The organism is Heyndrickxia sp. FW510-T9 (genome assembly GCF_058781025.1).
On the sequence record NZ_JBYSWK010000002.1, the window covers coordinates 14,131 to 27,813 of the forward strand.

Here is a 13,683-nt window from a genome sequence, read left to right on the forward strand (position 1 = left end):
CTCTTATCACTACACTATATGCGAATGTACCAAATTCGGACTGGGCACAAGCATAGGGGGATATAGCTGTGTTATATATGCTATTAAAAAAAGGAAGCCAACTAGTGAATTGACTTCCTTTTTTCGGCATTATATCGTTTCAAATCGTTCTACTAATAACGCTAATGTACGTACCATCACACCGGTTGCACCAGCTGGCCCTAGTTCATGTTCCCCTTTAATTGTAGCTGTTCCAGCTATATCTAAATGGACCCATGGAGTATCCTCTGCAAATTCACCGACAAATCCTCCGCCCATAATGGCATGCCCTTCACTACCAGGTGAATTATTTAAATCTGCAATTTTGCTGTTTCGGATTCGTTTTTTATCATTTTCTGTATAAGGAAGCAGCCAAATAAACTCTCCAGCTTCGAATGAGGCTTCTAATACTTGTTCATAGAATGCTTCATTGTTCGTCATTGCACCTGTTTTATCTAAGCCAAGAGCAGTTATGACACCACCTGTTAAAGTGGCAACATCCACCAAATAATTTGCACCATGATGTTTTGCATATGTAACAGCATCAGCCAAAGCTAAACGCCCCTCAGCATCCGTATTTAACACTTCAATGGTTTTGCCATTCATGGATGTTATCACATCATCCGGCTTAAAAGCAGTAGCGCTAATTATATTGTCTGTTGATGGAATGACAGCCACAACATTTTGCTCAGGACGTAATTCTCCGATGACTTCCATCGCACCTAATACTGCGGCAGCACCGCCCATATCAGTTTTCATACCAACGATACCGGATTTTGTTTTTAGTGAATAACCACCTGTATCAAAGGTAATTCCTTTTCCAACAAGACCGATTACATCCGTCCATTCTTCTTTGCCTTGGTATTTTAGAACAATCATTTTAGGAGGCTCTACAGAACCTTGATTGACAGCTAAAAGCGCCCCCATCCCAAGTTTCTCCATATCCTCTTTTTCAAGAATTTCTACTTCGAATTCATATTTATTTGCCAATTCCTTTGCATAGTTTGCTAAATCCGTTGCAGTTAGCATGTTTCCAGGCAAATTAACCAATGTTCGTGCAGAATTAGTAGCATTTCCATATGCAAAGCCAACTGCTAGTGCTGCTTCAATTTCATTTTCATCTGATTCGCTATAAATACTTAATTTTTCTATTTTTTTCTCTGGTTCATTTGACTTTTGCTTATAACCGTCAAATTTATAAGTTGCTAAAGCAAAAGCTTCGCTTAATGCGTGTGCAGCATCTTCATGTGTAACATTATCCGTTACAAACGTATCAAGGGCGACAGCAAGAACTTTAACGCCACATTTATTTACTTCTTTAAAGGTTTTCCCAAATGTTTCTTTCAATTCATGAAAAGTTAAATTCTTTTCTTTTCCTAAGCCGACAAAGAAAATTCGTTTAGTTGCGATTTTTCCTAATGTATGTATTTTTGATACCGCTCCCTGCTTGACGGAAATATCACCACATTTCACAAGCTCCGTGAATTGGCTGTCAAATTTCAGATCCAATTCTTCCAGTATTCCAGAAAATCTTTCTACCTTATCTTTTAACCCAACAATAATACATTCATGTTCAATTTCAAAAGGATTTTTGTTTTCATATTGAAACATCCTTATTCACCCCCACTCCATTATAATGGAACGCTATCCTTATGACGAATATATTGTTTCATTTATCAGAGGCTCTTTTCTTAAATTTTGTTTATGTAATACGAAAATTTAAGTAACATGCTTTTTAGGGTTAATTATGAAAAAACTTTATAAGAAAAGATAACCAAAAACCAAATCCGCTTAGGTAATTTAACTAATAACGAAAAACAATAATCCATTCGAAGACGTCATATTAGAATATCAAGAGATTATGATAAAATGATGATAACTTATACTTTCCGAGGTGAATGATGAGAATTATTTCTATTTGTCCAAGTAATACGGAATTATTAGCCTATTTAGACTCCCTTTCCATGCTTGTTGGGGTCGATGATTATTCCGATTGGCCAGCAAGTATTCAATCTTTGCCCCGACTAGGTCCTGATTTATCAATAAGAATGGATGAATTAGAAGCGCTCCAGCCTGACCTAGTATTGGCCTCCTTGAGTGTTCCCGGGATGGAAAAAAATGTGGATGAATTAATAAAACGTGACATACCTCATATTGTGTTGAATCCACAAAGCCTTCAAGATATTGCAGATGATTTACTAAAAGTAGGGGAAGCCATCTGCCAACCAGAAAGGGGAAAGGAAGCTGCTAATCAGTTCCTCGGACAGCTGGAGAAATACAAAAAAATTTCTGCACAAATCGAGTTATATCCTACATTATATTGGGAATGGTGGCCAAAACCTGTTTTTACTCCGGGAAAAATAAATTGGCTAACTGAAGTAAGCCATTATGCGGGTGGTCAAAATATTTATGCGGATATCGATTTAGCAAGTATTCAAACGGATTGGAATGACGTATTCGAAAGAGATCCGGATTATATTTGTTTAGCTTGGGTAGGTATTCAGCAAAACAAAGTGAATCCGAAAATTGTAAAACAAAGACCAAATTGGGCAAATATGAAAGCTGTACAAAATAATAAAATACTTGTTCTTGAAGAGTCATTATATTGCCGTCCGTCTCCAAGATTGTTAATTGGAATTGAGCGATTAGGTAAGCTTCTCCACCCTGATTTATATCCACATGTACAGTTAAAATAGAAAAAGCGCTGGGGTAATCCTTAGCGCTTCTACTCTTTTTTCATCTTTGCATATTGCCCACGAAATACTTGCATCTTTTTATTATCGTTTAAAGCAATTAGTTCCTTTTCGGTCAGCCTGCCATCACCTTTTTGTACTACATATACTTCGAGGGTCTTTTTCCCCCACTGCTTGTACACATCTGAAACGGTCTCATAATATAAATCCAGTTTATTACCTTGGATTGCTCCACCCTTATCTGCCACAACGCCATATCCGTATCCAGGGATAAAAAGGATCGTACCAATCGGAAATACTTTTAAATCAGCCGCAATTGTCGAATACAAATCTCTTTTTACCTTTACTCCAGAATAGGTAATACCATAATCAGGATCATTTTTATATTTTCCTGTCGATTCTACTCCAGCTGTATACCCTGTTGCTGTTACAGTTATCTTAGGATATTCCGACCAATTAAATGCATCCTCCAATTTCGGCGGTTTTCCTTTTACCGATGTACTTGAAGAAATTTGAGTTGCAATTGTATCAATATGATTTAATGATTTTAAAGAAATGTCTAACGATTTATAGCTATTATTCTGATAAGTCGTGTTGTCATCTGAATCACCATGTTCATCATAGGCATATGCTGTTGTTTTTAAATCTAATGTAGCTGCCTTTACTTTGATTCCGGAAAGTGTTTGAAAGGTCGTAAATACCGCAATACAGAAAAGCACACTCATTAATAATCGTTTCAGCGTATTATTCATTGTTTTTTCACTCCTCCCAAATCTATTACTTTCCCAATCTCCTTTAAAATATTCATGGAAGGTGAAAAAAACTTAAAATTCCAACGAATTAGAATAATGGATCTCGCTTACTAAACAAAAAAAAGCCTTACAATGAGTAGGCTTTAGAACATCCGATATCCTTTTTTTCTTAATGTTTTCATTGTAATGCCAGCAACAATGGCACCAATTAAACCACTAATTAATATAATAATGTCGGAAGCATGGAGAGATACTAATTTATTTCCAAGTTTATGGAAAGCGTTGTTTGTATCTGTAAAATAATCAATAAATCGTACATCATCTATGATTAATAAGGCAATGATAGGATATACTATCGCCATTAACCATGTCATGCGTAAAAGCATGTTTAAAATAAAACCGATTCCAAAAAACAATACAAAAAATAAGAGCATAGATATAATCATTACCGGAATAGACATATGCTGCATCTATAACACCTCCTACGAGCTCGTTCACACACTAAGAATAAGTGTACTAAAAAGAGGTATTATGAGTCAATGAAGAAGATTTGAACAAATATAAAACCGGAGGCGCCTTGATCATCGGCGTACGGATGAGTGAAATTTGAAGTGTAATTTCACCTTCGTAGTCTTCGACGCAAGATTTAGGAAACACGGCGAGGGACGAGTCGATGCCCGCTTATCGTAGGGAGGAGACGTAGAAATCCGCTAGCCGATAGGCGCTGTAGCTGGACAGAGATCAAATAACAAAAGAGTGCCACCCTACATGGCACTCTAAAATAACAAATAAGTGATAATTAACTCTTTTTACCCGTGCCGCTGCAGCAAGGACATGTTTCAGAGCCACCTAGCAATAGTTGAAAATAGCCTTTTCCGGAGCAATACGTACAATTTTTTGAATCTAGAGTTGATGTTTTCTTTAGCAATTGTCACACACTCCTTTTTAAATTTTCTGATAATATACCACCTTTTCACTTCATAGTAAACACCGTATATCTTTAATGAAAGCGAATACAAGTACTTTTTTTTCACTCACACACGCTCAAACTCCAAATTCCTAAATATTTTAAAAATAACACACAAAAAGAAGACGATGGATATATCCACCGTCTTCTTAAATTTAAAAGATGACTAGCGCAAGCAGCTTATCTGCTAGCTAATATCTAATTAAAGTAATTTGAATTTACCTTTTTGGAGTACAAGTGAAGTTCCCCCAACCATAAACAACGCACGGTTATCGACAACCTTCTTCATAAATGAAGCACTTGAACCTTTGATTTTTTTGCCAAATACCACGCCAATTGCATCATCGTCTCCAAGAGAACATACAGTTCCTTTATCATCAAAAACAAAATGATCTAGATTGTCTTGACCATGAACAAGCTTTGCAAGATTACGTGCGCAGACTTCACCTTGTTGCATTGCAATTTGTGCAGTTGGTGGAAGTGGGCGATTACTTTCTTCATTAATAATTAATGAACAATCTCCAACCACAAAAATATTTTCTTTTTCAGGAATTCTTAAATCAAGATTTACTTTCACACGTCCACGCATGTTTTCAATTCCAGATTTATCAATGATAGAATTTCCACGAACACCAGCAGACCAAATCACTGTTCCTGCTTTAATTTCTTGTGGTTCTTCATCCTTCTTACCAATAAATACTCCTTCAGCTGTTGCTTCTTGGACAGCAGTACCAATATGGAATTCTACGCCTCTTTTTTCAAGTAAAGCAATAGCATAGTCAACAAGATCGCGATCAAATTGTGGCAATACCATTGGAGATGCTTCGACACATACAATACGAACTTTAGAACGGTCAACATCATATTCCTTACAAAGCTCAGGAACTCGGTTCGTAAGTTCTCCAAGAAATTCAATTCCTGTAAAACCTGCACCGCCAACAACGATTGTTAATTGATCATCGCTTTTCTCTTCTTCATTATGATAAGTAGCAAATTGAAGTTCAATATGCTCGCGAATTTGACGTGCTGCATTAACGTTTGTGATTGCATAGGCGTATTTATCTAAGCCTTTAATACCAAACGTTTCAGAGTCAGAACCTAATGCGATAACTAAATAATCGTAATCAACTTCTCCATTATCAAGAATAACTTTTTGTTGATCTGTATTAATTTCTTCTGCTGTACCATGAATAAATTGGACCTTGCTGCTGTTAATAACCTTATTAACATCATAGCGAACACGATCATGATGTAAAGTTCCTGCAGATGCTTCATGTAACCAAGTTGTTTCATAATGATACTCATTTTTATTTACAAGAACAATTTCTGCTTCATTGGCCCCCACAAGCTTTTGAAGACGTGTTACTGTCATTAATCCGCCGTATCCAGCACCTAAAACAACAATCTTTGGCTTTCTCACTTGTATCACTTCCACCTTTTATTTTTTTGGTGATGGTATCTTTATTATTCCCACCACTTATGTACACTTATTAAAAATTTTTTCGTTATGTGATTAATTTCACTAATCACAACACATCAATGTAAAAAAACATAAAAAATTGTCATAAAAAATTAATATAATTCCCTATTACATGATATTCCTTTTACGCATGTTTTTCAATATATATTTAGGAAAAAGAAAACTTAGGAAAATTCAAAAAACTACTTTCGACATCATTTGTTTTAGATTACATTATGATGGACGGGATGTGATATTATATATAGGAATAATTGTATTATTGGAGGGGTTTTTTTGAAAGAGGATCAAAAAGTTTATGATATAACAATTATTGGGGGAGGGCCAACTGGATTGTTTACAGCCTTTTATGGTGGTATGCGTCAAACAAGCGTAAAAATTATCGAAAGCTTACCTCAGTTAGGCGGGCAACTTTCAACCCTCTATCCTGAAAAATATATTTATGATATTGCCGGTTTTCCAAAAGTAAAGGCGCAAGATTTAGTCGATAATTTAAAGGAACAGCTTTCAATGTTTTCGCCAACCATTTGCTTGGATCAAGCAGTGACTGAATTAGAAAAGCTTGAAGATGGAACATTTAAGCTTGTAACAAATAAAGAAATTCATTATTCCAAAACCATAATTATTACAGCAGGAGTAGGCGCTTTTCAGCCACGCCGCTTAGAATTAGAGAATGCTACACAATACGAAGGGAAAAACATTCATTATTTCATCAATGATATGCAACAATTTGAAGGACAAAAGGTTGCTATTCTTGGTGGAGGCGACTCTGCAGTAGATTGGGCATTAATGTTAGAACCAATTGCTGAAAAGGTTACACTTATACATCGCCGTGACAAGTTCCGTGCCCATGAACATAGCGTAGCAACTCTTCAAGCTTCAAAAGTAGAAATAAAAACACCTTTTGTACCAGTAGAATTAATTGGTGATGAAAATGAAGCTAAACAGATTATTTTAGAAGAGGTAAAAGGGGAAACGAAAGAAACACTTGAATTTGATTCCCTTATCGTCAACTATGGATTTGTTTCTTCTCTTGGACCTATTAAAGATTGGGGAATTGAAATAGAAAAAAACTCCATTGTCGTTAATTCCAAAATGGAAACAAATATACCTGGCATCTATGCTGCTGGAGATATCTGTACTTTCGATGGAAAAATCAAATTAATTGCTACTGGTTTTGGTGAAGCGCCTACTGCTGTAAGCAATGCAAAAGCATACATAGATCCAAAATCACGTTTGCAGCCTATGCATAGTACATCATTGTTTCCATCATAAAGTACAAATCCGCTAGCCGATTGGCGCTGTAGCTAGACGAAGAAACGCTGTTGATTTTAAAATCAACAGCGTTTTTTCAGCATGATTCTGGTGTTCCTGTATTAGTAGCAGTCTTGAATGAAGAACCGCATCCGCAAGTTACAAGTGCATTTGGATTTTCAATCGTAAATCCACCGCCCATTAGGGAGTTTTTATAATCAATTTTTGTTCCTTTCAAAATAGGAGCACTTTCATGATCAACTAGGATGGAAATCCCGAATTGTTCGTCTTCTTGGTCTCCATCTTTTTTATCATGATCAAATCCCATTCCATAAGAAAGACCACTACAGCCTCCCCCATTAATGGAGATTCGTAAAAATGCTCCCTCTTCTTCATTATGCTTCATCATTTCTTTTATTTGATCTGCCGCAGATTCAGATAAAATTATTATTTCACTCATTTTTTCGCACCTCCAATATAAATTATCTTTGATATTTATAATAAGAATAACTTCATTGTTTTGTTCCACTTTTACTTTATTATATACTCTTCTACTACATCTCTCAACCGATCAAGCTTGAAGACTACTTGTATACATTGTTGCTTTTCGTACTTTGTTTACATTTCTAATAAGCGATAGTCTTAGGTATCTTTTCTTTAAATGACTCCACATTCTAAAACTGAAAGAATTACGATTACAAAAATATAAAGTTTGAGAAAAGAGCCTCTTGTACAACATTTAATATAGATTATTATTCCATTTTTCTACTTTCCATTTATAATAAGGTATATAGACATGCTACAAATGTCACAGAAATTAACGTAAGGTGTTGATTAGCATGGACCATTTATCACCTTTCTATGAAAAGAGTATTGAATGTCCTTTATGTAAAGAAAAATTCACTTCATTAAAAATAAGATCTAGCTTTGTTAAAGTTGATTTTTATGACAAGGATTTCTGTCCTAACTATAAATCAAAAGAAATTAATCCGATTCTTTACAATACATATGTGTGCCCAGATTGCGGATTTTCATTTTCAGATGAATTTTCAAAATATATATTACCTGTTGTTAAAGGTGAGCTAACAGAAAAAGTGAGTAAACATTGGAAAACCCAGGATTTTGGAAAAAGCCGGTCCATTCAACAAGCGATTAATGCTTACAAGCTTGCATCCATTTGTGGTGTGATAAAACGTGAGAAAAAAGTTACTTTGGCTGGAATATTCTTAAGAATTGCTTGGCTATATCGAATGATAGAAGATGACCAAGAACAGCGTTTTCTGAATATGGCTGTTCAAGAGTACATAGATTCTTATGTTAATGATGATTTTAGAGGTTCACAAATGTCCGAATTGAAAATTTTATATTTAATTGCTGAATTATTACGAAGAACTGGCCAGTACAAAGAGGCAGTTTTCTATTTTTCAAAAGTCATTGAAAAACAGGCATCTGTAACGGAAAGAACAATTGTGGAAATGGCTAGAGAACAATGGAATGAAATGCGCAGCGTAATGAATTAACATAAAAAAGGAACAGATTTCTGTTCCTTTTGATGGATTAAAACATTGGATTTTCTTCCAAATATTTATATATATTTTCCACTAATTCTTCTGCAGTATCACCTTTTACATAGTCACCATTCACCAATGCAAACATGGCTTCACCACATATATCACAAAAATCTAGACAGCTGTACTCAACAATATCCAGATTAGGATCTTCTTCTAATATTTCCAAAGCTTTATATGAACCACTTGCGAGATTACTCGCACAAAACTCTATTATAGGATTCAAGATAATCACCTCTACCAATGATTATCCTACTCCATTTCTTTTTTAACGTCAACGGTGACAAAAGCGAAAGCTGCTTGCTCATCGGCGTACGGATGATTGAAATTTGAAGTGTAACTCCACAATTACATTCTAAAACATATGAAAAAAGGACCCTTTTTGTATAATTGGATCCCCAAAATAAGTAATTTATTAATCTGTTACATATCCGTATTTTTCTAATTCTTCATAGACGCTCTTTAATCGCGGGTTTCCTTCTCCAACGATATTTCCTTCTAAAGTAACGACAGGATAAAACAAATCCTCTGAAATCACTCTTTCTGCGAATTGAGAAAGTTCCTCGTCACTTGGAGGATTAAATATATCCACATGTATTATATCAAATGGCTGATTTGGGTATTTTCGTGAAATAGCAGCACCAAGCCATTCAAAGGTTTCTTTTGATGATGGTAAATTTACACAACTAGCACATAATTGTTCCGCACCATAAACCACGATTTTTACTTGTTTCTTCACTTTTCCTCACCCCTTCTCTTTCTATTTTACATAAGATTTTAAAAAACTAAAATGAAATCATTTAAAATCGTTTTCGTATCGATTGTTTAAAATCCAAACACAGATTTTAACCTATTGCTTTTCGTCATTTGTATAAATCCTTAATTAAACTTAGTTTCGTGGAGTATTTTCTTTAAAAGGATTTCTATTTTTAAGTAGAATGAAGTAGTTTATAGGATTATCTTGTACAAAAGCAACATAGTTTTAGAAAAAAGCCTTTATTCATTTGAATTCGATAATAGATTTTTTCACTTGAACTTATTATAATAAGAATATGGAAAGGAGTCGATTTTAAATGTCTGAAGAAACTATTTTTGAACAAGTTCAAGAAGTATTAGATAAATTGCGTCCATTTTTATTACGTGATGGCGGTGACTGTGAATTAGTCGATATTGAAGATGGTATTGTTAAGTTACGCTTACTAGGTGCTTGCGGAACATGCCCAAGCTCCACCATTACATTAAAAGCTGGTATTGAACGTGCTCTTTTTGAGGAAGTTCCGGGAGTAGTAGAAGTAGAACAGGTTTTTTAAATTAACAATCTGCTACCCGATAGCTGCTTGCGCTAGACAAAGAAAAGCGATTCCAAAGGAATCGCTTTTTCTATTGTGATACATTAAACCAACCAATCTCCGGAATATTCCATTTGCTTGGATCCTTTCCCATTTGCTGATAAAAATTCCCTAAAAAGCTTTCGTATTCGATTGAATCCCGCTTATATCTATGCAAACGATCTTCTAGTTGTTTATGTTGCATTTCCGAATTGGTTAAATAATATTGTTCAACACATTCAAAATAATGTAAAGGGAATAAAAGCCTTGCAAATATTAATCTCCACGAAAAATTGGAAAAAGGTGTTACTCCTTGATAATCTTCCAAAAAACGTTGCACATCAGGCAAAAATGATTTATTTTTTCTAAAGTATTGTTGTCTGATCCATTCAGCAATATCTCTGCTTCCATGGTCAAACACCCAATCAAATGGATTTCGGATCCACATTCTGTTCCCCCAACTATCATTATTAAAGCGCTCATGACAAACCGTTCCCACATCAATTTCTAACGTTTCCTCATCCAATTCGGTATCGACTAAATATTGAATGGCATTTTCGGACATCCCCATATAATATGGAAAAGTTTCAACGAACATATGATCGAACTCATTATTAGGGTTATCTTGTACCACCTGATACCATACCTTTTCCAATTGCTCTAATCTTTTTTCCCAATAAATTTTCCATTGTCCGATACTGCTTGTATGTTGAATTTGTACTTGTATGGTACGGCCGCGTTGATGAAATTTTGCTAATTTCCGTCCGATACTTCTTTTAGCGGGAACTTTTGTATATGAATTTAATAAAAGGACATAATCTTCATCATGATGTGTTATTAAAAATTTTTGATCTTTTGAAGCGTAAAATGTCGATACATTTCGATCACCTTGTTGTGATAGATGATCTGCCATAATATATAATTCCACCAATACTTCTTCCTTTATGTTTGTTACGGGAAAAAGAGTAAATAATTTGCCTTCCTTTAAATATCTTAAATACTCACCATCTAAAAAAGAAGATTCTGGCTGTATGTTAAAATATTCCTGCAAAATTTCAACCGACACTCTAGCACCCCTTTCAAAAGAGAATAAAATCCATTTGGAATATTCCATAAATCAGTATTCAATCATATATATGAAGTAATCTCACTAATTATCACGTTACTTACAAGGCAAATAAAGAGAAATGTATTCTTCTTTTTCCTTGTAAATTAATCGGTATTGGGAAAAATGAAAAATATATAAAACAAGAAAAAGGTGGACAATTATGGAAAATAGACAAGCAATGAATGTATCCGAAACGACAGCCCGCCAATGGCTTAAAAATCGAGGAGTTCAAATAAAAGATATTGCGGAGCTTGTTATGTTTTTACAAAAAAAGTATCATCCGAATTTACAAATAGAAGAATGTATAGAAAATGTCGATAGAGTAATTTCTAAGAGGGAAGTACAAAACGCTATTTTAACAGGTATACAATTGGATATATTAGCTGAAAAAGGACTTCTAGATGAACCATTACAGTCTATTATTGCTGTGGATGAAAGTCTGTATGGGGTAGATGAAATACTTGCTTTCTCTATTGTCAACGTATATGGTTCTATTGGATTCACGAATTATGGTTATATCGATAAACTAAAACCAGGTATTTTGCAAAAATTAAATGATCATACAAGTGGAGAATGCCATACTTTTTTGGACGATATAGTAGGGGCTATAGCTGCGGCAGCCTCAAGTCGATTGGCTCATCGTGCTAAATACTAATAGAGGCAGAACAAATTCGCTAGCCGTTAGGCGCTGAAGCTAGACGAAGACAATTTGTAAAAAAATTAGTCACAGGATTGAATTTTATAATTCCTTTAATAACAGGATAAAAAAAGGCGTGTGGCATGCACGCCTTTTCGTATTATATTTTCCAATCGGATAAAGTATCTATAGCATAAGTAGGCTGAATATGCTTTTCCTTTAACTGTTCCTTTGTAGTAACACCAGTATGCACTAATAATGTATCCATGCCGGAACGTATTCCCGCCAAAATGTCGGTATCATAGAAGTCCCCAACCATCAAGGTTTCTTCTTTCTTTGTCCCTAGAAAATCCAATGCTTGCTCCATAATAATCGGTTCCGGTTTTCCGATAAAAATTGGTTCTATTTGAGTAGAAACAGATATTACTGACGTAATAGATCCATTACCAGGTAAAAATCCTCTTTCGGTGGGAATTGCGATATCTGCATTTGTGGAAATAAAGGTTGCCCCGCTTCGGACTGCAAGACATGCAATAGCTAATTTTTCATACGTTATTTCACGATCAATACCTACTACCACATAATCAGGTTGCTCATCCTTAAAATGAAATCCTTTATTCTGCAAAGCTTCTTTAATTCCCTCTTCCCCAATAGCATAGATGGAGGCATGCGGTTTTAAATCAAAAATATATTGTGCCGTTGCCATTGAACTAGTAAATACTTGTTCAGGTAATGTAGGGATGTCAAAATTATTCAGTTTTTTCGCCACTTGTTCATGTGTTCTGGATGAATTATTCGTAACAAATAAATATGGAATTCCATTCGTTTTTAATCCTTGAATAAAAGCTGCCGCGGCTTCAATTTTTTCCGTTCCGCGATACATAGTTCCATCTAAGTCGATTAAATATCCTTTATAATTTTTCATCATGAAATCTCCTTATTCATAAGTAAAACGCTTTCCATAAGAAAGCGTTTACTAACTTTTAAAAGCAGATACCGGACCTAACTCATTTGTTAAGTATTCCCTTACATTGTTGGGGAATTTTTCTAAAGAAGTTGTACATTCATGAAGAATATCCAACAAGTGCTCATGTTCAACCTTCACATATTGTTGAACAAGGACTTTACGATATAAAATGATTTTTAATAAGTTTTTAGACATTTCATCTGTAATTACTTTTTCATCAGTTAAAATGTCAACTATATCCTCATAACTTCCAGGATCACGCATAATAAATCCATCAATAATTGCATTTCCTACATCAAGAATTGACTCTATCATCGTATGTGCTATTCTTTCTAATGCTAATTTCTCGATTTCATTATCCCAATTCACATTTGATTTAAACAATTGTACTTTATCTTCTAAATATTGTAATGTTTCTTCAATTTTTTCACGATCTACAAAATACATTCAACAAACACCTCCGCTTTTTTCCATTACATAAATATTATTTTATCATAATAATGACAGGATTTCGTTACTAACGGTTTTCACGATTTATTTTGTCATAACTAACACATAATAAAAAATAGCCTCCATTGGCTGGAGGCGTTTCATTAAATTCTTTGTGCAACAAAATACGCACAACCAAAATTGCAATATTCGTATAGATACTCTGATAATACACTTATTTTTGTATCAAATGTCGCTTTAGGATTGTCATCGGCAAAAAAACCTTTAAGCCTAAGCTGCCCGTACCCCCAGTCACCTACTATATAATCGTATTTAGTCAAAATATCACTATATCGTGTCCGAAATGCTTCTTCATTGAAGCCATCACGATATTCTTTAATGATTTCATAACAATAATTATTGACGCAGATCAATATGGATCACCTCATTTACTATATACTATAAATTATAACTAATTCCCCATC

17 protein-coding genes are annotated in these 13,683 nt (G+C 34.6%); 5 read left to right on the forward strand and 12 right to left on the reverse strand.

Features of this window, described 5'->3' with window-relative positions; translation table 11 throughout:
• Nucleotides 1-129: 129 nt before the first annotated feature.
• On the reverse strand, nucleotides 130-1,629 hold the full coding sequence (locus AC3WJF_RS01400; RefSeq protein ID WP_492449312.1) for a leucyl aminopeptidase: 1,500 nt from the start codon (nucleotides 1,627-1,629) through the stop codon (nucleotides 130-132).
• Between the two features lie 290 nt (nucleotides 1,630-1,919).
• On the opposite strand from AC3WJF_RS01400, the gene AC3WJF_RS01405 reads away from it, so the two are divergent.
• Nucleotides 1,920-2,714, forward strand: coding sequence for a cobalamin-binding protein (locus AC3WJF_RS01405; RefSeq protein WP_492449488.1), 795 nt, complete (start codon nucleotides 1,920-1,922; stop codon nucleotides 2,712-2,714).
• A gap of 29 nt (nucleotides 2,715-2,743) precedes the next feature.
• On the opposite strand, the gene spsC is transcribed toward AC3WJF_RS01405, so the two are convergent.
• The 4 genes from spsC to AC3WJF_RS01425 all read right to left on the reverse strand — a co-directional run bounded on the left by spsC (nucleotide 2,744) and on the right by AC3WJF_RS01425 (nucleotide 5,850).
• Nucleotides 2,744-3,463, reverse strand: coding sequence for a stationary phase survival protein SpsC (gene spsC / locus AC3WJF_RS01410; protein ID WP_492449313.1), 720 nt, complete (start codon nucleotides 3,461-3,463; stop codon nucleotides 2,744-2,746).
• Nucleotides 3,464-3,606: 143 nt separating this feature from the next.
• Entirely contained in the window at nucleotides 3,607-3,924 is a 318-nt protein-coding gene (locus tag AC3WJF_RS01415) for a YuiB family protein (RefSeq protein ID WP_492449489.1), read from the reverse strand.
• A gap of 338 nt (nucleotides 3,925-4,262) precedes the next feature.
• Complete coding sequence (locus AC3WJF_RS01420; RefSeq protein WP_492449314.1) at nucleotides 4,263-4,391, reverse strand: YuiA family protein; 129 nt, start codon at nucleotides 4,389-4,391, stop codon at nucleotides 4,263-4,265.
• Nucleotides 4,392-4,632: 241 nt separating this feature from the next.
• Nucleotides 4,633-5,850 carry an NAD(P)/FAD-dependent oxidoreductase gene (locus AC3WJF_RS01425; RefSeq protein ID WP_492449315.1) on the reverse strand — a complete coding sequence of 406 codons (1,218 nt, stop codon included), beginning with the start codon at nucleotides 5,848-5,850 and terminating at the stop codon, nucleotides 4,633-4,635.
• A 333-nt stretch (nucleotides 5,851-6,183) separates the two neighbouring features.
• On the opposite strand from AC3WJF_RS01425, the gene AC3WJF_RS01430 reads away from it, so the two are divergent.
• Nucleotides 6,184-7,182 (forward strand): NAD(P)/FAD-dependent oxidoreductase, encoded by a 999-nt coding sequence (locus tag AC3WJF_RS01430; protein ID WP_492449316.1) that lies wholly within the window; start codon nucleotides 6,184-6,186, stop codon nucleotides 7,180-7,182.
• A 76-nt stretch (nucleotides 7,183-7,258) separates the two neighbouring features.
• Here AC3WJF_RS01430 and AC3WJF_RS01435 read toward each other — a convergent pair whose 3' ends face one another.
• Entirely contained in the window at nucleotides 7,259-7,621 is a 363-nt protein-coding gene (locus AC3WJF_RS01435; protein WP_492449317.1) for a HesB/IscA family protein, read from the reverse strand.
• Nucleotides 7,622-8,000: 379 nt separating this feature from the next.
• On the opposite strand from AC3WJF_RS01435, the gene AC3WJF_RS01440 reads away from it, so the two are divergent.
• Nucleotides 8,001-8,681 carry a DUF2225 domain-containing protein gene (locus tag AC3WJF_RS01440; RefSeq protein WP_492449318.1) on the forward strand — a complete coding sequence of 227 codons (681 nt, stop codon included), beginning with the start codon at nucleotides 8,001-8,003 and terminating at the stop codon, nucleotides 8,679-8,681.
• A gap of 37 nt (nucleotides 8,682-8,718) precedes the next feature.
• Here AC3WJF_RS01440 and AC3WJF_RS01445 read toward each other — a convergent pair whose 3' ends face one another.
• Together AC3WJF_RS01445 and AC3WJF_RS01450 are read right to left on the reverse strand one after the other, a co-directional pair.
• Entirely contained in the window at nucleotides 8,719-8,958 is a 240-nt protein-coding gene (locus tag AC3WJF_RS01445) for a YuzB family protein (RefSeq protein WP_492449490.1), read from the reverse strand.
• 186 nt (nucleotides 8,959-9,144) lie between these two features.
• Nucleotides 9,145-9,468: a YuzD family protein gene (locus tag AC3WJF_RS01450; protein ID WP_492449319.1), complete on the reverse strand. Its 324-nt coding sequence runs from the start codon at nucleotides 9,466-9,468 to the stop codon at nucleotides 9,145-9,147.
• A gap of 334 nt (nucleotides 9,469-9,802) precedes the next feature.
• Here AC3WJF_RS01450 and AC3WJF_RS01455 point away from each other — a divergent pair, with 334 nt between their 5' ends.
• Nucleotides 9,803-10,039, forward strand: coding sequence for a NifU family protein (locus tag AC3WJF_RS01455; RefSeq protein WP_492449320.1), 237 nt, complete (start codon nucleotides 9,803-9,805; stop codon nucleotides 10,037-10,039).
• A 70-nt stretch (nucleotides 10,040-10,109) separates the two neighbouring features.
• Here AC3WJF_RS01455 and yutH read toward each other — a convergent pair whose 3' ends face one another.
• Nucleotides 10,110-11,123, reverse strand: a complete 1,014-nt coding sequence (gene yutH / locus AC3WJF_RS01460) for a spore coat putative kinase YutH (RefSeq protein ID WP_492449321.1) — start codon at nucleotides 11,121-11,123, stop codon at nucleotides 10,110-10,112.
• A gap of 202 nt (nucleotides 11,124-11,325) precedes the next feature.
• Here yutH and AC3WJF_RS01465 point away from each other — a divergent pair, with 202 nt between their 5' ends.
• Nucleotides 11,326-11,820 carry a phosphatidylglycerophosphatase A family protein gene (locus tag AC3WJF_RS01465; RefSeq protein WP_492449322.1) on the forward strand — a complete coding sequence of 165 codons (495 nt, stop codon included), beginning with the start codon at nucleotides 11,326-11,328 and terminating at the stop codon, nucleotides 11,818-11,820.
• A gap of 142 nt (nucleotides 11,821-11,962) precedes the next feature.
• Here the strand turns inward: AC3WJF_RS01465 and AC3WJF_RS01470 are convergent, their stop codons facing one another.
• The 3 genes from AC3WJF_RS01470 to AC3WJF_RS01480 all read right to left on the reverse strand — a co-directional run bounded on the left by AC3WJF_RS01470 (nucleotide 11,963) and on the right by AC3WJF_RS01480 (nucleotide 13,632).
• Entirely contained in the window at nucleotides 11,963-12,727 is a 765-nt protein-coding gene (locus tag AC3WJF_RS01470; RefSeq protein WP_492449491.1) for a TIGR01457 family HAD-type hydrolase, read from the reverse strand.
• A gap of 51 nt (nucleotides 12,728-12,778) precedes the next feature.
• The gene (locus AC3WJF_RS01475) at nucleotides 12,779-13,216 is read right to left on the reverse strand and encodes a DUF86 domain-containing protein (RefSeq protein ID WP_492449323.1); all 438 of its coding nucleotides are present in this window, start codon (nucleotides 13,214-13,216) and stop codon (nucleotides 12,779-12,781) included.
• A gap of 146 nt (nucleotides 13,217-13,362) precedes the next feature.
• Nucleotides 13,363-13,632 carry a YutD family protein gene (locus AC3WJF_RS01480; RefSeq protein WP_492449324.1) on the reverse strand — a complete coding sequence of 90 codons (270 nt, stop codon included), beginning with the start codon at nucleotides 13,630-13,632 and terminating at the stop codon, nucleotides 13,363-13,365.
• Nucleotides 13,633-13,683: the final 51 nt, after the last annotated feature.